Genomic DNA, 22,797 nt, shown 5'->3' with positions numbered 1-22,797 from the left:
AAGCCGCACATGCCGGCTACGACCGGTGGGTGGGCGCCATCTGGGCGGACGAGGCGGTTTCGTGCGGTGGGGTCCGGCCGAGCGACTGCCTGGCCCACTCGATCTGGGTGGCCAGCCCGGTGCGCAGATCCGTCCGTGCGGTGAAGCCGAGGTGGTGCCGCGCCCGCCCGATGTCGGCCGTCGTGGCCCGTACGTCGCCGATGCGCGCGGGACCGTACCGCGCGTCGGGCGTCCTGCCGGTCAACTCGCCGGTCAGGGCAAGGACTTCGTTCATCGACGCGACGCGTCCCGTGCCGATGTTGAGGACGCTGCTGCCTTTGTCGGGGGTCGCCGCGGCGAGCATCAGCGCGCGCACGATGTCCGACACGTGGACGAAGTCGCGGATCTGGGTGCCGTCGCCGTAGACCTCGATCGGCTTGTCCTCCAGGGTGGCGCGGATGACCCGGCCGATGAACATGTCCGGGCGCTGGCCGGGTCCGTAGACGGTGAAGAACCGCAGGGCGCTCACCGACAGGGCGGCGTCGCGGCGGGCCGCGAAGGCGAGAGCGAGCCGTTCCGCGGCGAGTTTGGTGACCCCGTAGGGGGACAGCGGGCGAGGGAGGTCGCCCTCGCTCATCGTGCCCTCCGCGCCGCCGTAGACGCTGGAGGACGAGGCCATGACCACGCGGGGCACTGAGGCCCGGACACAGGCGTCCATGAGGCGTTGGGTGGCCAATACGTTGCAGTGGAGATACTCCGGGAATTGCGTCCAGGACGGGCGCACACCCGGCAATGCGGCTAAATGGAAGACCGTGGCTGCATTTTCAAGACAGGTCGACAGTTCCGCGGAGGCGAGGTCGGCACGGATCGCGTGGAGGGATCCCAGTTCGGCGGACGGCGGGATTTCACCGGTGGCCCAACTCGATTTCCGGTCGATGCCCACCACGTTTGTGCCGCTGCGCCGCAATGCCTCGACGAGATGGGATCCGATGAAACCCGCGGCACCGGTGACCACTGCTTTTCCCGCGGATTCGACCCCGTTGTGCACGTCAGCCGACATTGAGAATCCCCCTTGGTTCCGTTGACATCCGGTCGTTCAAGGCGGTGCTCCGTGCTGGTGCTGTCTCCGGACGTCGGTCCAATTGCGGGTGCGCGAACTCGGCCGACCCGGACGTACACGGGTGCCGGCAGAACATGGCCGAGAATGGGTGGTACGCACGACGGCGTGCAAGGCGAATTGCCCAGAAGACCCGTGGAGTCTAACAGCGAGAGGAATCGGCGGCAACGGCGTCCTGGACTGCGTTAACCCGACAGCAAACGGCGGATCACATTCCGCATGTGGGCGGCTCATTCCCGGCCCCGGCACAGGGACTCCCTATGACGAGTTCACCGGTGTGCGCGTCATTCCCAACGGCCGGGAACGGACTTTATGCTGAGGCCTTCCGCCGTCCGGCGCCCGGGGAGGAACGCGTTGGCAGGCAGTCCGTTACGGCAGCTCTCCGTACTGTTCCGCTATCTGCGCGGGGAACGGCCGTCCGTCCTCCTCCTCGCGGTGCTCGTTCCGCTGGGCATCGGGCTCCAGCTGGTGGCACCCCAGATGCTGCGCCGGTTCATCGACCACACGCTGTCCCGGAGCCCTTCCGAGCTGCTGCTCGCGGTCGCCGCCTGGTACCTGGCGGCGGCCCTCGGACTGCTCGTGGTGACCATCGGCTGCGACGCCGTGGCCGCGCGGCTCGCCTGGCGCACCACCAACCGGCTGCGCGCCGACCTGGTGGCCCACTGTCTGCGCCGGCCCTCCCGCTTCTACCAGCGGTACCCGCCCGGCGAACTCGTGGACCGCGTCGACGGCGATGTCACCAGACTCGCCGCGGTGATGTCCGCCCTGCTCCTGGAAGTCCTCGCCCAGATGCTGCTGGTCGTCGGAATCCTCGGCGCGCTCTTCCAGCTCGACTGGCGACTGGCCCTGGTCTTCGCGCCGTTCGCCCTCGGAACCCTTCTGCTGCTGCGCCGGCTCGTGGGGAAGGCCATGCCCTTCGTCGCCGCCCGCCAGACCGCGTCCGCGGAACTCCTGGGCTTTCTGGAGGAACGTCTCGCCGGCGCCGAGGACCTGAGGACCAACGGAGCCTCCGCCCACACCCTGCACGCCCTGGAGACCCGGCAGGCCGACCTGTACCGGAAGGCCGGCCACGCGGCGCGGGTCTCCGTGCGCTGGCCCGCCACGGTCCAGGGCCTGTCCACCGTCAGCGTGGTCCTCGCCCTGGCCGTCAGCGTGTGGCTGCACGGCCGCGGACAGCTCTCCACCGGCACAGCCTTCGCCTGTCTGTCGTACGCCATGCTGCTGCGCCGGCCCCTGCTGGCCGTCACCACCCGCTTCCACGACCTGGAAGGGGCCGCGGTCGGCGTGCAGCGCCTCCAAGAACTGCTGCGACAGGACGACGACGCCGGGCCCACCGGCACCCGCCACCTGCCCGCGGGGCCCCTGGGCGCCCGGCTCGACAGAGTGTCCTTCTCGTACGACCCCGGTGAACCGGTGCTGCGTGACGTCTCCTTCCGGCTGCGCCCAGGAGAACGGCTCGGCATCGTCGGCCGTACCGGAAGCGGCAAGTCGACCGTCGTACGGCTGCTGTTCGGATTGCACCAGCCGGTCAGCGGCGGCGTCAGCGTCGGCGGCCACGACGTGGCCGGACTCGACACCCGGGCACTGCGCAGCCGGGTCGCCCTGGTCACCCAGGAGGTGCAGGTCTTCCACGCCACGCTCCGCGACAACCTCACCTTCTTCGACCACTCCGTCGACGACCGCCGGGTGTGCGCCGCGCTGGACGAGGCCGGACTCAACGACTGGTGGCGCCAACTGCCCGACGGCCTGGACACCGTGCTGGGCACCGGAGCGCGGGGGATGTCCGCGGGGGAGGAGCAACTTCTCGCGCTGGCCCGGGTGTTCCTGCGGGACCCGGCCGTGGTCCTGATGGACGAGCCGACGGCCCGGCTGGACCCGCACACCGAGCGGCTGCTCATGCCCGCGATGGAGCGGCTGCTCGAAGGGCGGACCGCCGTCGTCGTCCAGCACCGGCCGCACGCGCTGCGCCACGTGGACCGCATTCTCGTCCTCGACGCGGGGACGGTTGTCGAGCACGGGGAGCAGACCGCGCTCGCCGCCGACCCGACCTCGCGCTTCCACGAACTGCTACGCGCCGGCTGACGGGGCGGGAGGGTGGCCGACATCGACGCACGGGGCACGTTCCGGCGGCTCGGGGCCGTGCTGCGCGGTTCGGCGGGCGCGTACTGGACGCTGACCGGGCTGTGGGTGCTGTTGAGGGCCGGGACGCTGGCGGTCGGGCTGGTGTTCCAGCGGCTGTTCGACGAGATCGGCGCCGGTGGCGGGGTCTGGCTGCTCATCGCCTGGGTGGCTGCGATCGAGGGGGCACGGCTGTGCCTGCAGTTCGGCGTGATGATCAACCGGCTGGAGCCGCGCGTCCAGTACGGCACGACGATCCGGATGCGGCGGGAACTGCTGGGCTCCGCCCTGCGAGGACGGGGAGCCGCGGCCCGTACCACCTCGGGGGAGGGGCTGCGGGTGGTGGGCGAGGACGTCGACGAGACGGGCTTCTTCGTGGCCTGGGCGCCCACCAACCTCGCGCACTGGCTGTTCGTCTTCGCCTCCGTCACCGTCATGATGCGGATCGACGCGGTGGTCACGAGCGCGCTGCTGGCACTGCTGCTCCTGGTCGCGCTGGTCACGGCGGCGGTCCACGGCCGCTTCCTCCGCTACCGGCGCGCCACCCGTGGCGCGTCGGCCGAGGTCGCGGGCGCCCTGCGGGAGGCGGTCGGGGCCGTGAAGGCGGTACAGGCGGCGGCCGCCGAGGACCATGTGGCGGCGCACATCGACCGGTTGAACGAGGCCCGGGCGAAGGCGGCAGTGCGCGAGGAACTGTTCGCGGGCGTGCAGCGGACCGTGATCGGCAACGCCGCCCCCCTCGGCATCGGCGTCGTACTGCTGTTGACGGCGGGCCGGGCACACAGCGGGACGTTCAGCGTCGGCGACCTGGCACTGTTCACCTTCTATCTGCAGATCCTCGCCGAGGCGCTGGCCTCGATCGGGATCCTCTCCGTGCGACTGCAGCGGGTCTCGGTGGCGCTCGGCCGGATCGCGGACTTCCTCGGACGACAGCCCCGGACGACGGCCGAGGAAGCGGCGTCCGTGCCTGAACAGGCACCCGAGCTACGGGAGTTGACCGTCCGCGGGCTGACCGCCCGGTACCCCGGCTCGGAGCGCGGCATCGAGGACGTCGACCTGACCGTCGTACGCCACTGCGTCACCGTGGTCACCGGCGGCGTCGGCTCGGGCAAGTCGACACTGATACGGGCCGTCCTCGGACTGCTGCCGCACGAGCGGGGCACCGTGCTGTGGAACGGGGAACCGATCGTCGACCCCGCGAACTTCCTGGTGCCTCCGCGCTGCGGCTACACCCCCCAGGACCCGCGCCTGTTCAGCGGATCGCTGCGGGACAACGTCCTACTGGGCCTCGGTGACGACGACGGGAGGATCTTCGAGGACGTCGCGCACACCGCGGTCCTGGCCCCCGACGTGGCGGCCATGCAGGACGGTGCCGACACCGTCGTGGGCCCACGGGGCCTCAGGCTGTCCGGAGGCCAGCTCCAGCGGACGGCGATCGCCCGGATGCTGGCCCGACACCCCGAACTCCTGATCCTGGACGACGTCTCCAGCGCCCTGGACCCCGCGACCGAGCAGCTCCTGTGGAGCCGGCTGCTGGACGGCTCGGTCACCGTCCTCGCGGTGTCGCACCGGCCCGCGCTGCTGCGCGCGGCGGCCCGGGTGGTGGTCCTCAAGGACGGCCGCGTGGAGGCGGCGGGGACCTGGGAGGAGGTGCTGGCCGAGTCCGCGGAGATGCGCCGCATCTCGTCGCAGGCGGACTAGACGTGCCGACCGTCACCGATGCCCCCGGACAACTCACCGACGCCTCCGGACAACACACCTGGTCCGGTCCGGCGGATCACGCGGGCGTCGCGGGTCCGGCACGCCTAGGGGGCCGCCACCGGGGCGTCCTCGCGCGAGGCGCCGAGTTCCGTCCAGATCCCGTCCAGCGCATCGACGAACCGCCGGACGTCGGCCGCCTCGTGAACGGCGGATGGGGCGACCCGGAGGATCTCCTCACCCGTGGGCACGCTCGGCGCGTTGATGGCCTGCACATAGGCGCCGTGCCGCTCGAGCAGCAGCGCCGACATCTCCTTGCAGAGGCGGTCCTCACCGACGAGGACCGACACGATGTGGGTCTGGTCGGACAGGAAGGGGATGCCCCTGTCGCGCAACAGGCCGTGCATCAGGGTGGCGTTGGCCGTGAGCCGCTCGCGTTCCCGCTGGGAGCCGCGCAGATGCCGTACGGCGGCGAGCGCACCGGCGGCCACCGCGGGCGGCAGCGCCGTGGTGAAGATGAACGAGCGGGCGAAGGTACGGACCGCGTCCATCAGGACCGTTGGCCCGGCGACATAGCCGCCGGTCATCCCGAAGCCCTTGGCCAGCGTCCCCATGACCACGGTGAACGCGGGGGCGAGGCCTTCCTGCGCCGCAATGCCGGCACCCTCCGGGCCGTACATGCCGACGGCGTGCACCTCGTCCACGAACGTCACCGCCCCGTACCGTTTGGCGATGTCGGCGATCTCCGCGAGTGGCGCGATATCGCCGCGCATCGAGTGCACGGATTCCGTCACGACGAGTTTGGGCCGCTGCCGATCCACACCGGACAGCAGTTTCTCGAGATGCGCGCAGTCGTTGTGCCGGTAGATGAACTTCTCGGCGCCGCTGTGCCGCAAACCGTCGATGATGGACGCGTGGTTCAACTGGTCGGAGAACACGGCACAGTCGTCGATGCGCCCGGCGAGCACGGAGAGCGCGCCCTCGTTGGCCGAATACCCGGAGGTGAACAACACCGCGTCCTCCTTTCCGTGCAGCGCGGCGAGTTCCGCCTCCAACGCGACGTGATAGTGGTTCGTCCCGCCTATGTTCCGCGAACCGCCGGAGCCGGCCCCGCATTCGTCGACGGCGTTCTTCATCGCCGCCAGAACGTCCGGGTGCTGGCCCATACCTAAGTAGTCGTTGCTGCACCAGATCGATATCTCGCCATGGTGTGCCGTACCGGCCGCCGGGAACCGGCCCGCGATACGGCCGAGCTCCAGGAACTCCCTTTTCCGCTCGGACGTTTCCTGCCCAAGGCGTGCGAAGAAATCCATGTACTCGGACATGTCTCATACTCGCTCTCTGTCGCTTTCCCTCCGGCGCGCCTCATCGTAGGATGCCTTGCGGTCCCTGCACAGTGCGTCTTCGCACGAAAAGCGGAGTATCGATGACCGAATTTGAAATCTCCCTCCCGCGGATTCACAAGGCTCTTTCCGGCCGTTCCGGAATGCGCGGACCGAACCGATGAGGGGCGGTGCCACGCTCTCGGTGGCGAATGTGCTCGCGGACTCCGCGAAGCGCCGACCCGACCACACGGCGGTGGTGGCCGGCCACCACCGCATCTCGTACGGCGACCTCTGGCTGACCGCGCGGCGGTACGCGGCGGCACTGCGCGGCCGAGGCATCGGCCCCGGTGACCGGGTCGCGCTGCTGCTGCCCAACACACCGGCCTTCCCGGCGGCCTACTTCGGTGCCCTCGCGCTCGGCGCGACCGTCGTACCGGTGAACGCACTGCTGAAGGCGGAGGAGATCGCGTACATCCTCCGGCACTCGGGAGCCCGGGCCGTGCTGTGCGCGGGTTCGCTCCTCGGGGAGGGGGAGCGGGCGGCGAAGCGCGCGGACGTGCCGCTGCTGACCGTGGACGCGGACGACGGCGGCAGCGGGAGGGCGCTGGACGAGCTCGCGGCCCGGGCCGTGCCGATCGAGGCCCCGGTGCCCTGCGCACCGGACGACATCGCGCTGATCCTGTACACCTCGGGTACCACGGGCCGCCCCAAGGGCGTCATGCTCAGCCACCTCAACCTGGTCATGAACATCGACACGACGATGCTCTCGCCCTTCGCCATGGACTCCGGCGACGTCGTCCTGGGCTGCCTCCCCCTGTTCCACACCTTCGGCCAGGTCTGCGGCATGGGGACGTGCTTCCGCGCCGGCGCGACCCTCGTCCTGATGTCCCGCTTCACAGCGGACGGGGCACTCGACGTGATGGTGCGCGAGGGCTGCACGGTTCTCATGGGAGTACCGACGATGTACATCGCGCTACTGGAGGCCGCGGCCCGGGACGCCCGTCGTCCGCCGCTCGCCCGGGCGTACTCCGGGGGCTCGGCACTGCCGGTCCAGGTGCTCCAGGACTTCGAGGCGACCTTCGGCTGCCCCGTCTACGAGGGCTACGGCCTGACCGAGACGTCCCCCTGCGTCGCCTACAACCAGAGCGCCTGGCCCCGGCGGCCGGGCACGGTGGGCAAGCCGATCCGGGGCGTGGAGGCGGAGATAGCGCGGGCCGGTACGGAGGACCGGATCGTCCTGCTCCCGCCGGGCGAGGTCGGCGAGATCGTGGTCCGCGGCCACAACGTCATGGTCGGCTACCTCGACGACCCCGCGGCCACCGAAGCCGCGCTCGTGGACGGCTGGTTCCGTTCGGGTGATCTCGGACTGAAGGACGCCGAAGGCTATCTGACGATCGTCGACCGCAAGAAGGACATGATCGTGCGCGGCGGGTACAACGTGTACCCGCGCGAGGTCGAGGAGATCCTGTCCCGCCACCCGTCCGTTGCCCAGGTTGCGGTGATCGGGGTCCCCGACGCCCGCTACGGCCAGGAGATATGCGCGGTGATCGTCCCTCGCCCCGGTACCGCGACGGACGCGTCCCTCGCGGAGGACGTCATCGCCTGGAGCCGTCGGCGCATCGCCTCCTACAAGTACCCGCGCCGCGTGGAGTTCGCCGCCGCTCTCCCGCTGGGCCCGAGTGGGAAGGTCCTCAAACGGGAACTCGTCGCCCTGATCGGACCGGCGACGGGCGAACGAACACCCGGGGTACGGCCCTGACCGACGCGGCCCACGACGGTTCGGCTTCTGACCGGGACCCCACTCGCGTGGTCAGGACGCGCTGATCGGGACCTCACTCGCGTAGTCAGGACGTGCTTCGTTCAGACTCCCCTACTACAACCAGCTGGAACGCGGGACCCTACGCGGTGTGTCCGAGGGCGTGCTCGACTCGGTCGCCCGGGTGCTGCGGTTGGACGAGGCCGAGCTTTCCCACCTGTTCGATCTTTGGCGCCGCCAACGCCGCACCCGCCAGGCGCCGCCACACGACCACCCGGACAGTACGTCCCGGTCTGCAGCGCTTGCTCGACGCGATGACCGAGGCTCCGGCCGGGATCCTGAACCACCGCATGGACATCCTCGCCGCCAACCGGCTGGGCCGCGCGCTCTTCTCGCATGCGCTGAGCGGTTCGGGCAACCTCGCGCGCTTCGCCTTCCTCGACGCGCGTGCCCGGGATCTGTACGTCGACTGGGACGGTGCCGCCGACGACTCGGTCGCGATCCTGCGAACCGCCACCGGCAGCAACCCCCATGACCCCGAACTGTCTGCCCTTGTCGGTAGCTCTCCACGCACAGCGAGGATTTCCGCACCCGGTGGGCGGCACACGAAGTCCGGTTCCACCGCAGCGGCACCAAGCAACTGCGCCATCCAGTGGCCGGTGTTCTCGACCTGTCGTTCGAGGCCGTGGAACTCGCCGCGGACCCAGACCTCGCGCTCCTGGCCTACACGGCCGCCGCCGGCTCGCCCTCCGAGGACGCCCTGCGCCTGCTCACCAGCTGGGCCATGACCCAGGAACTGCCCCTTTGACCTCACACGCCCCGCCGGGCCATGCCCGCTCCCGCCTTGGACCCGGCGTTGTTCCGCGCCCGGCTCGTTCCAGAAGGCCTGGGGTCGGACACAGAGGGGCGACTGTTTCTCGACGTCGAGGTCCGCACTGCAGGAGGGCGCGCCGGCGTCGTCCCACAGGTTCCTGCAGTCACGATCGCGCCCCACGGATCCAAAGTGGCGCAAACAAACGTTGCCGCTCCGTTTCGAGGCGCGCAGCCTGGAGGCGCGGGAGCGCTCCCATCCCGTCAACATCCGCATCGGAATCAGACATTCCCCCCACCGAGGAGAAGAGAATCATGGATTGTCATGCGCATGCCCCACGCATGCGGAGCCGACTGACGCTCGTTCTGACCGCCTTCGTCGCCGCGCTGCTCAGCGTCATTCCCTGGAGCGGAACGGCCGTCGCCCACGGCTCGGTCATCGACCCGGCCTCCCGCAACTACGGCTGCTGGCTGCGCTGGGGCAGTGACTTCCAGAACCCCGCCATGGCCCAGCAGGACCCCATGTGCTGGCAGGCCTGGCAAGCCGACCCGAACGGCATGTGGAACTGGAACGGCCTGTACCGCAACGGCTCCGGCGGCAACTTCCAGGCCGCCGTCCCGAACGGCCAGCTGTGCAGCGGCGGGCGGACCGAAGGCGGCCGCTACAACGCGCTGGACGCCGTGGGCCCGTGGAAGACCACGGACATCGGCGCCAACTTCAACGTCAACCTGTACGACCAGGCCAGCCACGGCGCCGACTACTTCCTGGTCTACGTCACCCGGCAGGGCTTCAACCCCACCACCCAGCCCCTGACCTGGAACGACCTCCAGCTGGTGGCACGCACCGGCCGGTACGCGCCCAGCCAGAACTACTCGATCCCCGTGAGCACGTCCGGGTACAGCGGTCGCCATGTCGTCTACACGATCTGGCAGGCGTCGCACATGGACCAGACCTACTTCCTGTGCAGTGACGTGAACTTCCGCTGACCCGGCGGGTCGGCGGAGCGTCCCGCCGGACACGGCACACCGTCCGGCGGGACGGCGTTCGTCAATCCACGGACCGGTCGCGTCGGCCGTGGTCCGGCCGCGCAGCCGCCACGCCGCACCAGCACCACCGCCGCGCAAGCGACCTCGTCCATGGAGCCGACATGTCCCGACGCCGCTGGACCGGGCCAGTTCTGCTGGCCCTCCTGCTGACCGCTCTCACCGCCCTGCCCGCCACCGCGGTCCCTGACCCCGGAGCGGGTCCCCCCACCTCGACTCACGCACCCGCGCACCGAACGGGAGCGCAGGAGGACGCGCCTGCCGCACCCCTGCCCTCGCTCAGCGCCACCACGACCCAGGTCGCTTCCGGACTGCGCAGGCCCACCGCGCTCGTCGCCCCCGACGACGGCTCGGGCCGGCTGTTCATCACCGAGAAGTCCGGCACCGTCCGCGCCTACCACCCGGACACCGGCCTGGAGCGCACCCCGCTGCTGGACATCACCGCGTCCGTCGACGAATCGGGCAACGAACGCGGGCTGCTCGGCATCGCCCTCGCACCCGACTTCGCCGACAGCCAGGAGATGTACCTGGCGTACACGGCACGGCCTGCCGGAGCCGTCACGCTCGCCCGCTACCGCCTCGACGACAAGCGCCTGGAGGTCCTACTCGCCCAGGAGCACGCCGAGTTCAGCAACCACAACGGCGGCCAGCTCGCGTTCGGCCCAGACGGCAACCTGTACTGGAGCATCGGCGACGGCGGAGGCTCCGCGGACCCCCTGCGCGCCGGACAGCGGCTGGACACCCTGCTGGGCAAGATCCTGCGGATCGACGTCAGCCGCGCCTGCGGACCTCTCCTCTACTGCGTCCCCGACGACAACCCCTTCGTGGACACCCCCGGCGCCCGTGCGGAGATCTGGCTGTACGGCCTGCGCAACCCTTGGCGGTTCTCCTTCGACAGCGCCGACGGCTCGCTGTGGATCGGCGACGTCGGCCAGGGCCGGTGGGAGGAGGTCGACCACCTGGCACCCGGCCGAGGGGGCGCGAATCTCGGCTGGTCCTGTTACGAGGGACTGGAGAGGTTCGCCGGCGGCACCTGTCCACCCGGTGAGGAGTACACCGAGCCGGTCTTCACCTACTCCCCGTACACCGGCGGCTGCTCGGTCATCGGCGGTCATGTGTACCGCGGCCGGGAGTACGCCGGTCTGGTGGGCGGCACGTACATCGCCACCGACTACTGCTCCTCCACGGTATGGGCACTGCGCCCGGACGGCACGGGCGGCTACGAACAGGCCGAGATCGGGGAGATGCCCACCCAGGTGACGTCGATCGGGACGACGGCGGAGGGAGAGTTCTACGTGGTCAACGACCTGCCGGGCGGCCTGCACAGGGTGTCGTTCGCGCGCGAGGAGCCGACCTGCAGAGTGGAGCGGACTGTACGCGCCTGGGGCACCGGCACGACGGTCGACCTCACCCTCACCAACACGGGCGACGCCCCGGTGAACGGCTGGACGCTCGAGTTCCCGCTGGCCCTCGGGCAGACCGTCGTCTCCGACTGGAACACCGACCTGGTCCAGGGCAGCAACACGATCGCGGCTGCCGACGCCGGGCACAACGCCACGATCGCCGCAGGCGCGAGCGTCACCCTCGGCTATCTCGCCGAGCACACCGGCGACGCCTCACCACCGCCATGGTTCACCCTCAACGGGGACGCCTGCGCCGTCGCCCCCTGAGCCGCCGCACGCGCGACGGGGGTGCCCCGGGATCGGGCGCACCCCCGAAACGGGGGGGCGCCCCCACCGGGGCGACTCCTGCTACCACCCCGGCCCCATCGGCCTCCCGGCTGACACAACTGCCACTGTCGACACGGGAGGTGACCGCGCACCGGCGGGCAGGTTCGCGGGCTGCAGGAACTGGATCATGCCGCTGCAGATCGGTGCGCCGGACGTAGCGTTCCCGCGGCTGAACATCTTCGCTCACTGGCTGTTCCTGTGTGACTCGCTGATCGCGGTCGGTGGCTTCCTCACCCCGCACCCAACGCGTCCGCGCCCCGGGTATACGCGAGGACGAGGTCGACCCACACTGGACCACTGGCTGTCACGGGGATGGCGACCACGGGTGCGCAGCGGGGAGTCAGGCTTCGGCCCCGCGAACTCATGAGGTAAGAAGACATCCGTGACCGAGCCGCCCCAGACCGCCACCCAGCACGCGTTCATCGCCCTCGCGCCGCCCGACCGTGCGAAGAACGAGCTGGCGCACGCGCTGAGCCCGGCCTACGCCGCCTATCCCGAGCTGCGCTGGAACCGCATCGAGGACTGGCACATCACCCTGGCGTTCCTGGGTGAGCTGCCGGTGCAGGCCGTACAGCGGCTTCGTTCGCCCCTCGCCGACCTGGCGGCTGCCCGCCCCTCTCTCGAACTGGTACTCCTCGGGGGCGGGCACTTCGACGAGCGGGTGCTGTGGAGCGGCATCGAGGGCGATCTCGACCAACTGCACGAGCTGGGCGAGGCAGTACGGGCGAGGATCAGGGACTGCGACGTCACCTTCGTCGAACGTCCGCTGCGTCCCCATCTCACGCTGGCCCGCGCTCGCCGCTACGACAACGCGTCCGTCACGGCGGCGGCCGCCTGCCTCGACGGCTTCACCGGACGCCCGTGGCAGACCGAACGTCTCCACCTGGTCGGCAGCACGGTAAGCGGCCACCCAGGCCCGCGGCGCTATCAGGACATCGACGCATGGACCCTGGTCACTGGGTCATGGCATCCCGACCCGAAACCGCCACACCTCACGTCAGGAGATCCGAGAAACAGCGCCTCGTTCTAGGGCTACGCGGCGAGGCGAGCCTGGTGCCAGGGATGCCTTTCCTGCGCGGGCTCGGGATGACCCGTACATAGACTACGTAACGGGGTGCATGCCGCATCCTTGCCGGTCACGCTTGCGTCTCCTGCCGGTGGAGGGTTCAGGATCTCCGCATGGACGAGGAGAACCCCGACGTGCTCACCATTGGCCAGCTCGCGCGCCGCACCAAGCTTGCGGTGCGTACCTTGCGCTTCTGGTCGGACAAGGGGGCTGTGCCGCCTGTGGCCCGTTCCGCGGGCGGATACCGGCTGTACGACGCCGAGGCCGTGGCCCGGGTCGACCTGGTGCGGACCCTGCGGAAGCTGGGGTTCGGTCTCGATGACGTGGTCCGCGTGGTGAGTGGCCGCACCACGGTCGCCGAGGTTGCTGACGCGCACGTGGCCGCGCTCGATGCGCAAATTCGTTCACTCAAGGTGAGCCGGGCCGTCCTGTCCACCGTGGCCAGACGGGGTGCGACCGTTGAGGAGACAACATTGATGAACCGTTTGGCGAGGCTTTCCGCTGCTGAGCGTAAGCAGACACTCGACGAGTTCAAGGAGGAGGTTTTCGGCGGTATCCATGACCAGGGCCTGCGCGACCGCATGCGCACCTATGACGTCGAGTTGCCCGACGATCCCACGCCTGCCCAGGTGGACGCCTGGATCGAACTGGCAGAACTTGTTCGCGATCCTGAGTTTCGCATCCGCTTGCGCGCCTGGATGGAACTCAACACACCCGTACCCGGGCGGGAGCGGCCACCCGGTGCGTCCATCTGGTGGGCGAGGCAGATCGTCTCGATTGTCGCGGAGGCCAGGAAGGACGGGGCCTCACCGGAGGGAGCGATAGCGGCCAAGTTGTTGTCCGATTCGTTTGGTGAAGTTGACCGGGCTGCTGTGCTGCGCAGTCTGGAAGCCGGGATTGAGGCCGGAGCTGAGCGCTACCGATGGCTTGTGGCGCGGGTGCGTGGGCAGAAGGCGTCGCCCGACGCGACTGAGGAGCTGAAGTGGCTGGCACGGGCCCTGCACGCTGAGGATCAGCTCCGACCTCGGCCTTGATGTGGCGCGGGCCGCCGCTCGCTGTCTAGATGATCAATTCCAAGGGGGCGCGCTGAACGGTGCCCACTTCTTGATGGCGAAGGATGAGCCGTCACGGCGGACCTCAGCGGCTCCCGGGCCGGTGAAGTGCGCAGGGATGAGTAGGGCGTTGGTGTCCGCGGCGTACTCAAGGACGCGCCGACGGGAGATTGCCGCCGCCTGCTGATCCTCGCTCAGGCACGTATCGACGTGCGGCTCGAGGATCTGCAGGGGAGTGTGGAGCAGGTCTCCGACAAACAGGGCCCGTTCGCTACCGGACCGCAGGTGAAGCACCGATGAGCCCGGAGTGTGCCCAGGGGCGGGTTCCAGCATTAGATTGCCGTCGATGCGATGAGAGGTCTCCCACAGCAGGGTCTGGCCGGCGCGGTGAACGGGATCGATGCTGTCCTCGAACATCGGCCCGTTGGCGACGCCGGCGTTGACCCCGCCGATGCCTCCCCGCTTGGGTACGCCATTCCTGGGGTTCCAGTACTCGAAGTCATCCCGGTGAATCAGATAGGTGGCGTTGGGGAATGTCGGCACCCACTCACGGTCGCGCAGTGTGGTGTTCCAGCCCACGTGGTCGGCGTGCACATGGGTGTTCACGACGACATCCACGTCCTGGGGGCGCACGCCTGCTGCCGCCAGGCGGTCGATGAAGTCGGTCTCCAGATGGGTCCACGCCGGCATGTATGAGCGTTCCTTGTGGTTGCCGAGGCCGGTGTCGACCAGAATGGTCCTTCCCTCGCTGCGCACCACCCACGTCTGCGCGCTGGCCAAGTAGTCGTCGGTCTCGGTGTCCCAGAAGTGGGGGGCGACCCACGACCTGTGCTCGTGCCACTTCTCGGGGGCGAAGTCCGGGAAGACCACTCCGACCGGAGCCACGGGCCCTTGCCACTCCACGATGCGCGTGACCTCGATGTTGCCGATCTCTATCGTTTCCATGCTCTCGAGCGTATGGACGTGTGGCGAGACGGTCTATAAGAGATCGTGCTCGCCTGATACGCGTACGTCTCACTGCCTATCGTTACGGGTATGGATATCCTCAGTGATGTCGTCGCCGCCATGCGGACCGGCAGCCCGTTCGCCAACCGTGAAGACAGAGAAGGCGTGTGGCGCACGCATTTCGAGCCCTTCGCCGGAGCGGGCTTCCACGTTGTCCTGCGGGGGGCCTGTCTGCTCGTGCCCGAGGACGGGCCTGCGGTGAACCTCACCACGGGGGACGTCGTGCTCACTCCGCACGGAACCCGACACACCCTGACCGACCCCGGCCACGCCGGCACGCAGGGGCCGACGGCCCTTCTGTGCGGCGGCTACCAGCTGGACCGCTCCCGGCCGCACCCTTTGCTGGGCACCCTGCCGGAGACCATCCATCGCCCCTCCCAGATCGGACGACATCAGGACCTGAATGCCGCCGTCTCCCTGCTCGGCGCCGAGCTGCAGAACCCCCGGCCGGGCACGGACGCCGCCCTGCCCACCCTGCTCGATCTCCTCCTGCTCTACGTGCTGCGCGCCTGGATCGAGGACGAGTCGGCACGCGGAACCACCGGCTGGCCGGCCGCCCTCGCCGACCCGGCGATCGGCAACGCATTGCACGCCATTCACGACGACCCGGCAAAGCCCTGGACCGTCGAGGCCCTGGGCAGGAAGGCGAACCTGTCGCGAGCGACGTTCTCCCGCCGGTTCGCTGCGCTGGTCGGTGAACCCCCTCTGACCTACGTCACCTGGTGGCGGCTCACCGTGGCGGCGCGGCTCCTGCGCACCTCCGACACCGCACTGGCGCAGATCGCCCAACACGTCGGCTACAGCTCCGCCTTCGCCTTCGCCACCGCCTTCAAGCGGGAGCACGGCGTCTCTCCGGGCCGCTACCGGCTGCGGCACCGCGACCAGAGCTAGGTGATCGATTCTAGGGTTTGGCTGCGCGCACGACGCGAGTCTCCGAACCATGTCTTGGGCGTCATGAGGATCAGTCGAAAGCCACAACCCCTGAACGAGCGGGAGTTGAGGTTATGGAGGGTCGGCCGTGCGCTGACCTTCGCCTTCACCGCTGCGGTCCTGATCGCGGGCGGCATCTTCGATCCGCTGCACTCGACTGCTCGACCTGTCCAACACCATGCACCCGGATCTCGTCGCGGCCGCGTTCGGCATGGACCCCGAGGCCACCATGATCTATCTGTCCGACCACATTGCTGAGATCCCCTTGGCGGAGCGGGCGGCGGCCTGCACCTGATCTCTGATGGGAGTTCGTAAGGGTAGAGAGAAGGTTCCTCACAGCTCTCATCCACCCGCTCCCGTGCTAGCGGTCTGCTCCCGCAGAGCACAGGTCCACGTTTCCATGAAGCCGACTGTGCCGCTCTCGTCTCCAGGGATCTGGAAGAGGTCCGGCGTGACGCTCGTAGGATGCCTACATGCCCAAGCCGTTACGGATGAGCCGCTGCACGTGGATTGCCGCGTGGGTGGTGGTGTGCGTGGCCGGTATCGCTGCCACCGCCGCACTGAACGCCTTTCCGGTGCCTGACCCGGAGCCCGAGAAACCCGTCAGCGCCGAGTGCGCCGAGTACATCGCGGACATCGAGGCGCAGCTGGCCAAGGCCGAGCGGGAAGGCAACGACGACGGCGTGCTGGCCTTCTCGCGGAGCCGGGTCGGTGCGGACGACTGCCATGACGCGCTTCTCGACCACTTCAGCGGCGACCGGTGAGCCCGGATTCTCACCCAGCCATGAGGGCTGCAACTCATGCACGCCTCATGCGACGAGCCTGGTGGCAAAGGCCGCCATCAGGGTGTCCGCCCGCAGCAGCAGCTCAGGGTTGGATGTTCCTGCCACGCGGACAGAAGCCTCACTGCCACCCACGGCCTGCGGGACGTGCACTTCGAGGCGATGGCCCGATCCGACGAGTGGGTAGCTGTACCAGCGATCCGGGTGCGCATCATCGGTGGCCGCAATGCAGAGTTCGACCGCCTGTCAGCCGGCACCATTGAAGTCGTAGTCGGCGTAACGCGCCAAGGGAGCCAAGACGGGCTGGACGTTCTCGGTCCAGATCCATCCCTCTACCGCGCGTTCCCGGTAGCTCTGTGCCATCCAGCCAGAGTGCCACCTGCGGCACGTTCACTCCCCGCCATATGCCCGTGCACGGAACTGCGGACAGAGCCCTGAATTCGGCCAGGGACGTTCTCCCTCAACTTCGTTGCGTCTTGAAGCGTGTGGGGAATTGGGGAGTGAAGAGCGCGTGTGAGGGCCCAGCGGCCGAAGCCGCCGACGCCGGCCTGGCGGACGTCCAGACCGGCGGACGGGGGTGACGTTACACAGGGACGCCGAGCGGTGGGTGTTCGAGCACGCGAGGCTTGTACTCGACCAGTTGGATGCGGCCGTCGAAAGTGCGGTGCTCGATCATCTCGAGGGCGACGTCCGGATAGCCGTCGTAGATACGTTCTTCGCCCGTGGCCCCGGTGATCACCGGGAACATCACGACCCGGAAGCGGTCGACGAGTCCGGCTCGTAGCAGGGACCGGCACAGGCTGAGGCTGCCGATCGTGCTGAGGAGCCCTGAGCCACTCGACTTCATGGCGCGGACCGCCTCGACAGCGTCGTCGCGGACCAGCGTGGAGTTGGCCCACGGCAGGGGATCCTCGAGTGAGGAGGAGAACACCACCTTGGACGCTTGGGTGAGCTCGTCGACGGACGCCTCTTCTTCGGGCCTGAACTCGTCTTGGCCCTTGGGGACCTCGCCTGCGGCGAAGCCCGACATCAGGCGGTAGGTGTTCGCTCCCATGAGGTAGGTGGCCTCGGGCTGCGCGCCGAGCCATGCGAGGTACTCCGGGCCCTCGAGGCCCCAGAATCCGGGCCATCCCTCTCCCGAGGCGTGGCCGTCGAGGGAGGTGATGAAGTCGACGAGAAGCTCCGACATGGCGGTGTCCTTTCCTAGGGTGTCACGAGCTTGGACTGCCCGAGAGCCACAAACTCATCGGCCGCGCTGTGGAGAAACGAGAAAACCCGTGGCGCTGCAGCCGATCAGGTCGGCGCAGCGGCACTGCTTCGGAGGGCCCGAGTCGGATGAGGACGAACGGGCCCCTGCTCCAGGCAGGCTGTTGCACAGCTGGAGAACCGCGGGCACGTGCGGGGACGCCCTGAGCAGGTGGTGGCCACTTTCGAGGTTCAGGCAGGATTTTCGTGGAGCGTGACGGAGCGCTATCGCGATCACGCCACAAGGACTCAGGGTCTGGTCGATCGGGCCGGTGCTGGAGTTGGGGATGCTTTCGGTGAACAACGGCTGCGGTGAAGAACAGCCGTTGGGGTTGGTGGGTTCGCTGGACGTACGGTAGATGAAGGCCAGTCACCCCACTGGTACGCCAGCACCCAGATGTTCTTGGCGCGAGGTAGAACAGTGTGGGCGCCACCGCGGTCTGGCCCGCGGACGCCATGTCCGACCAGTTCGTGGTGCTGTGTGTAGCCGGGGACGCCCCGCTGGCCCCGTCGCATATCGTTTTGCTCATGTCCTTCGCCCTGGGCCCATATCCCAGGGCGCTCCCGTTCGTTCCCGTCGTTCTTCGTGCGTCCGACGCGTGCTGCGTGGTGCAGCTGATCGGGCCACGTATGGAGAATGCGGCATCGGGCTTGCAAGCCGCTTGCACGTCGGTGGTGAGACGTCCGTCCCGACGTGCGTAGGCGGTCCGGCTGAACCCAGCGGGCTTTGGTCGTTCCCTCGCCAGGTTGAGAGTGGCGCCGCGTCGGCCGGGGCTCCGACTCGGCGGTCAGTGGGCGGGGAGGACGGGACCGGATCCGTCCGCCCGCGCCGGGTCCGGGGCGAGTTCTTCCAAGAGGCTGTCGGAGAAGTTACTCCCGGTGAGAATCGTGCCCAGCGAGGCGGTGCCGAGGTCGTGCCGCAAGGCGGCGGCAATGCCGACCGCACCGGAGGGTTCCAGGATGAGCCCCAAGGTGTCGCGCACCATCCGCAGGGCGAGGCAGATGTCCTCTTCCTCGACGAGCAGGACGTCGTCGACGACCTCGCGCATCCAGGCGACCGCCGTCGGCACGGGTACCCGTACGGCGATCCCGTCCGCCATCGTGCTCACCGGCCCGGTGGCCTCGGGCTCCCCGGTGAGCCAGCTCGTGGCCATGGCCGGTGCGCCCGCCGCGCAGACGCCGATGACCCGGGTACGGGGCGAGCGGGCCTTCGTCCAGCAGCCGATGCCGCTGATGAGGGCCCCGTTGCCGACCGGCACGAGGAGCGTGTCGAGGCTGAGCGGGGCAAGCTCGACGGCGATGGTACCGGCGCCCTCGGCGATGAGCGGTTCGTCGCCGTCCTCCACGAAGATGCATTGCCGGCGGGTGCGGGCATACGTGCGGGCTGCCTCCTTGGCTGCGTCGAAGTCCTCGCCCGACTGGATGACCTCGGCACCCAATTCCCGTATCCGGGTGACCTTGTTCGGGTTGGCGTCGTGCGCGGTGAACACCGTCACGGGGACCGAGCGGGCCCGCCCGGCGTACGCCACGGCCTGACCAAAGTTCCCGGCGGAGGCGCAGACGACATGGTTTTCCGCCGTCAGCCACCGCATATACAGGTCCGCTCCCCGGCCCTTGAAGGAACGGAGCGGATTCAGCGTCTCCACTTTGACCACGATGTCCCGGCCGAGCGCACGAGAGAGCGCAGAGTCCCGGAACTGGGGTGTGCGCAGGAAGGCCGGGTCGATGAGCCGAGTGGCCTCTTCGATGCCGTCAGGAGACAAACGCATTTTGGTCATGACAGATCCTAACGTCGGAGTTTCGTGACGGTCCGCCGACTCCGTCGGCGGACCGTTTTCGTGCTGTGGGCTGAGGCTGTGCAGGCCGAAGAACCTGAGTGTCGCCTCGGGCTGGCGCCGGGTTCCGCTGTTCCGGGTGTTGAGCTGCTGTCGAAGGGACGGGGAATCCGCTGGTCAGCCGGGGTCGGGCAGGTGGGTGAGCCGGTCGAGGGCTGCGGAGATGTCACCGGGCCAGTGCCGGGCCAGGCGGAGGATTCGCCGACGGCCGGTGGTCACGAGCTGTTCGGCCGCGGTGAACAGGCGGAGCCGTAGTCGGCGGGGCTCCCAGAGACGGGCCTTGCCGGTCAGGGCGAGCATCGGCATCCGGGCCAGCAGGTCGAGAGCAATCTGCACGATCTCCAGCTAGATCCGGTACTGGGCCGTGCGGTGCAGCGGCAGGTTTGCGCAGGCCGGTGGACCGGGCGGCGCGGATGCGGTCCTCGGCCCGGGCCCCGCAGCCGGTGACGGAGCTCCAGCCCGGCGATCGGCCGGCCCAGGGTGTTGGTGGCGAAACAGGTCAGCCGCATGCCGTCCGCATCCGTGAGCCGCAACTGGGCCCCGGGGTGCGGTCGTTCCTTCCTTACGATCAGCCGCATGCTCTTGGGGCAGCCGTCCAGAACGTCGCCGGTGAGTTCAGCGGCCCAGGCCCCGTCACGGATCTCGCCGTCCGCCTCGACGGCCGCTGCCCAGGCCGATGCCGGAACCTTCAGCACATGTTGGCGGATCGCCTCGGTGATCACTATGCCGACCGAGTAGGACAGCCACCGTCCCTACCGTCCCCCCCCTGAGCGAGCCAGGCGACGAAGTCGTGGGTGCCGCCCGCGGAGTCGGTGCGGATCAGGGTCCGCCGCCCGCGCCGGTACTTCTTCGGCAGCTGGGCCAAGGCCAGTTGGGTGGCGGTGATGTGCTCGGTGGCCGTGTTCGATCCCGCGTTGCCTGGTCTGAGCAGGGCCGCGACCGGTTCACCCGTGCCGCCTGGCCTGTGGTCGACGAACCCCATCAGCGGGTGGTGGCCGTAGGTTCGTTTCCACGTGGGTGCGGCGTCCTCCTTGTCCGAGTGCGCGATCACCAGCACCCCGTCGAGGTCCACGGTCACCGTCCCGCCCGCATCAGGCGCTTCCCTGCCGGACAACCGCCAGTCATGCTGGCGGACTTCATCCCGCGCGGCACGGATGGCCCCAAGGGCCTTCTCTCAGGAGGCTGCGAGGGTGTCGATGAGGCGGGAGACCGTCGGGCCGGAGGCCACCGGCCCGAACACGGCCGGCTCGGCCCGTAGCGTGGCGACATCCGCTAGGCAGTCCCCGCCCAGCGCGACCGCCAGGGCCACGTTCAGCAGGATCTTGCCCGGATCGTGCACCGCCCGAGTTTTCCGCCACGGCGTCGGCGCCGCTGATATCGCGGTGTCCAAGCCGGCCTTGCGGACAGTCTCGACCAGCAGCACGCCCCCGGCCTGCGAGACCACCGCCCGGCCGCCGCCCTCGATGCGGACACGCGGGTACGACCCGATACGCTTCTTCACCTGGAGAGTGCTTCTTTCCCTGCAACCAACAGGACCCTAGACAAGTCCCATCGTTGCAGGGCAGGAGCACTCTCCGCTTATTTGATCAAGCGTCGGACGCCCCGCCTCGTGAAGGCGCGAGGCCAAAGCCACGAGCCAGTGATTCCTAATGCCGTTCATCAAGCCGCGGCGCACGCTTGAGGTAGCGGGCAGGAGGTGTCGGAGGTGCGCGATACAGTCCGTTCATCCGACTGGGGAGGGCTCATGGCGACCAAGTGGAGCTTGACGATCGACTGCGCGTACCCGGCGAAACTGGCCGCGTTCTGGGCGCTGACATTGGGCTACGAGGAGAAGCCCGCGCCCGCAGGGTTCGGGAGCTGGGAGGAGTGGTTCTCGCATCATGAGGTTCCGGAGGACGAGTGGGATGACGGGGCGTACCTCTCAGATCCGGACGGCGTGGGCCCCACCTTGTCCTTCCTGAAGGTGCCGGAGCCGAAGGTGGCGAAGAACCGGCTGCATATCGACGTGCAAGTTGGTGGCGGCCGTGAAACCCCGTGGGAGATGCGCTGGCCGCGCGTGGTCGAGGCGGTGGAGCGGTTGACAGCTGCGGGCGCGACCGTGGTCCGCGAGGACGAGTTGCAGGGCAGGCCGGATCACGTGGTGATGGCAGACCCGGAAGGTAACGAGTTTTGCCTGGTCTGACGGGGTCGGTCAGGCCAACTGGCCGCGCGCAGCGTGTCGCGTCCCTTCCTGTGCGGCAGCCCTTGCCGGCGGAGCTGGCTCGTAGCGCCGTCCGTCGCGCAGAAGGGCCCAGAGGACGTTGACGCGGCGGCGAGCGAGAGCCAGGACGGCCTGGGTATGACGCTTGCTCTCAGCACGTTTGCGATCGTAGACGCGCCGGGATTCCTTGCAGTGGCGGATACTGAACAACGCCGAGGTGTAGAAGGCGCGTTGGAGGCGGCGGTTGTATCGCTGCGGGCGGCGCAGGTTCCCGGCCAGCTTCTCGCCGGGCAGGCTCGTGTGCTGCCGTTCGGCGGCCTGGACAGCGGTTTCGGCGAGCCGGTCGGGGCGGACGACGTGGCGGTTGCGCAGTCAGGTCTCCAGCCGCTTGACGCCGATCCGGCGAATAGCCGCGGGGGTCTGATAGCTGGTCAGCAGGGTGAGCGGGCCGGGTGTTGGTGAGGTCCAGGGCCCGCTCCAGGCCGGGGGAGATGCCGGTGAACTGGGCACGGAGGCGGTTGACGGTGCGGGTGCGGTCGGCGACCAGGTCCATGCGGCGGCCGGTGAGGATCTTGAGATCGATGACGGTGTCGTCGCTGGCCCGCAGCGGATGCAGATCGCGGCGGACGCGGACCTGGTCGGCGATGACGGCGGGGTCCTTCGCGTCGGTCTTGCCCTCGCCGCGGTAGCTCTCGGAAGCGCGGTGGATGGCCCGGCCGGAGATGCAGTGGACCGGCTGGTCGCGGTTGGCCAGGAGCGCGATGGCCAGGGCGGCTCCGCCGTCGGCCAGGTCGATGCCCCAGGTCACCTCGTCCCCCAGGGGCAGGATGTCGGCGAGGAGCTCGAGCAGTTCGGGTTCGTCGTCAGCGACGCGTCGCGACAGCAGCCGGCGGCCGCTCTCGTCGATCGCGACCAGTGATGGTGGGCTTTGCCTGCGTCGATGCCAGCCCAGATCGCGGCCATGTGGTGCCTCTGTGCGGTGGTGTTGCTGGTGCCTCCCACGGACGACCTCGCTGTCGATTCCCTACGTAGCGATCATTCGCAATTCCTAATTGGCAGCCGAGTCGTCATGGGGCGTCGGGCGGCCCATCGATGGAAGCCACAA

At 69.0% G+C, this 22,797-nt stretch carries 15 protein-coding genes and 4 pseudogenes; 11 read left to right on the top strand and 8 right to left on the bottom strand.

The window, feature by feature from the left end; translation table 11 throughout:
* Positions 1–16: 16 nt before the first annotated feature.
* Positions 17–1,039, bottom strand: a complete 1,023-nt coding sequence (locus KUF83_RS39855; protein ID WP_254645074.1) for an NAD(P)-dependent oxidoreductase — start codon at positions 1,037–1,039, stop codon at positions 17–19.
* A gap of 411 nt (positions 1,040–1,450) precedes the next feature.
* On the opposite strand from KUF83_RS39855, the gene KUF83_RS39850 reads away from it, so the two are divergent.
* Both KUF83_RS39850 and KUF83_RS39845 read left to right on the top strand, forming a co-directional pair.
* Positions 1,451–3,178: an ABC transporter ATP-binding protein gene (locus KUF83_RS39850; protein ID WP_217459997.1), complete on the top strand. Its 1,728-nt coding sequence runs from the start codon at positions 1,451–1,453 to the stop codon at positions 3,176–3,178.
* A gap of 12 nt (positions 3,179–3,190) precedes the next feature.
* A complete protein-coding gene (locus KUF83_RS39845; protein WP_308403380.1) occupies positions 3,191–4,915 on the top strand; it encodes an ABC transporter ATP-binding protein in 1,725 nt (574 codons plus the stop codon).
* Positions 4,916–5,019: 104 nt separating this feature from the next.
* Here KUF83_RS39845 and hemA read toward each other — a convergent pair whose 3' ends face one another.
* A complete protein-coding gene (gene hemA, locus KUF83_RS39840) occupies positions 5,020–6,237 on the bottom strand; it encodes a 5-aminolevulinate synthase (RefSeq protein WP_217459996.1) in 1,218 nt (405 codons plus the stop codon).
* A gap of 178 nt (positions 6,238–6,415) precedes the next feature.
* On the opposite strand from hemA, the gene KUF83_RS39835 reads away from it, so the two are divergent.
* The 6 genes and pseudogenes from KUF83_RS39835 to KUF83_RS39810 all read left to right on the top strand — a co-directional run bounded on the left by KUF83_RS39835 (position 6,416) and on the right by KUF83_RS39810 (position 13,677).
* Complete coding sequence (locus KUF83_RS39835) at positions 6,416–7,996, top strand: long-chain fatty acid--CoA ligase (RefSeq protein WP_217459995.1); 1,581 nt, start codon at positions 6,416–6,418, stop codon at positions 7,994–7,996.
* A gap of 311 nt (positions 7,997–8,307) precedes the next feature.
* A pseudogene (locus KUF83_RS42745) lies at positions 8,308–8,801 on the top strand (hypothetical protein).
* Positions 8,802–9,118: 317 nt separating this feature from the next.
* A complete protein-coding gene (locus KUF83_RS39825; RefSeq protein ID WP_217459993.1) occupies positions 9,119–9,790 on the top strand; it encodes a lytic polysaccharide monooxygenase auxiliary activity family 9 protein in 672 nt (223 codons plus the stop codon).
* A gap of 161 nt (positions 9,791–9,951) precedes the next feature.
* A complete protein-coding gene (locus KUF83_RS39820; RefSeq protein ID WP_217459992.1) occupies positions 9,952–11,517 on the top strand; it encodes a PQQ-dependent sugar dehydrogenase in 1,566 nt (521 codons plus the stop codon).
* Between the two features lie 442 nt (positions 11,518–11,959).
* Positions 11,960–12,607, top strand: a complete 648-nt coding sequence (thpR, locus tag KUF83_RS39815; protein WP_217459991.1) for an RNA 2',3'-cyclic phosphodiesterase — start codon at positions 11,960–11,962, stop codon at positions 12,605–12,607.
* Positions 12,608–12,756: 149 nt separating this feature from the next.
* A complete protein-coding gene (locus tag KUF83_RS39810) occupies positions 12,757–13,677 on the top strand; it encodes a MerR family transcriptional regulator (protein ID WP_217459990.1) in 921 nt (306 codons plus the stop codon).
* A gap of 33 nt (positions 13,678–13,710) precedes the next feature.
* Here KUF83_RS39810 and KUF83_RS39805 read toward each other — a convergent pair whose 3' ends face one another.
* Positions 13,711–14,640: an MBL fold metallo-hydrolase gene (locus KUF83_RS39805; protein WP_217459989.1), complete on the bottom strand. Its 930-nt coding sequence runs from the start codon at positions 14,638–14,640 to the stop codon at positions 13,711–13,713.
* Between the two features lie 90 nt (positions 14,641–14,730).
* Between KUF83_RS39805 and KUF83_RS39800 the strand changes: the two genes are divergently transcribed.
* Both KUF83_RS39800 and KUF83_RS39795 read left to right on the top strand, forming a co-directional pair.
* Positions 14,731–15,591, top strand: coding sequence for an AraC family transcriptional regulator (locus tag KUF83_RS39800; RefSeq protein ID WP_217459988.1), 861 nt, complete (start codon positions 14,731–14,733; stop codon positions 15,589–15,591).
* A 512-nt stretch (positions 15,592–16,103) separates the two neighbouring features.
* Positions 16,104–16,394: a hypothetical protein gene (locus KUF83_RS39795; protein WP_217459987.1), complete on the top strand. Its 291-nt coding sequence runs from the start codon at positions 16,104–16,106 to the stop codon at positions 16,392–16,394.
* A gap of 601 nt (positions 16,395–16,995) precedes the next feature.
* Here the strand turns inward: KUF83_RS39795 and KUF83_RS39790 are convergent.
* From KUF83_RS39790 to KUF83_RS39775, 4 genes and pseudogenes are all read right to left on the bottom strand, one after another.
* Entirely contained in the window at positions 16,996–17,601 is a 606-nt protein-coding gene (locus KUF83_RS39790; protein ID WP_217459986.1) for a dihydrofolate reductase family protein, read from the bottom strand.
* A gap of 306 nt (positions 17,602–17,907) precedes the next feature.
* Positions 17,908–18,238, bottom strand: a pseudogene (locus tag KUF83_RS39785) (non-reducing end alpha-L-arabinofuranosidase family hydrolase); the annotation flags it as partial.
* Positions 18,239–18,445: 207 nt separating this feature from the next.
* Complete coding sequence (locus KUF83_RS39780) at positions 18,446–19,435, bottom strand: threonine/serine dehydratase (protein WP_254645072.1); 990 nt, start codon at positions 19,433–19,435, stop codon at positions 18,446–18,448.
* Between the two features lie 174 nt (positions 19,436–19,609).
* Positions 19,610–20,993: pseudogene (locus KUF83_RS39775) on the bottom strand (IS1380 family transposase).
* Positions 20,994–21,236: 243 nt separating this feature from the next.
* Between KUF83_RS39775 and KUF83_RS39770 the strand changes: the two are divergent.
* A complete protein-coding gene (locus KUF83_RS39770) occupies positions 21,237–21,674 on the top strand; it encodes a VOC family protein (RefSeq protein ID WP_217459985.1) in 438 nt (145 codons plus the stop codon).
* Positions 21,675–21,683: 9 nt separating this feature from the next.
* Here KUF83_RS39770 and KUF83_RS39765 read toward each other — a convergent pair.
* Positions 21,684–22,655: pseudogene (locus KUF83_RS39765) on the bottom strand (IS110 family transposase).
* Positions 22,656–22,797: the final 142 nt, after the last annotated feature.

The organism is Streptomyces sp. BV286, from assembly GCF_019090165.1.
GTDB lineage: Bacteria > Actinomycetota > Actinomycetes > Streptomycetales > Streptomycetaceae > Streptomyces.
The sequence above is the reverse complement of the archived record's forward strand: the minus strand, read 5'-3'. Positions and strand labels throughout refer to the sequence as shown.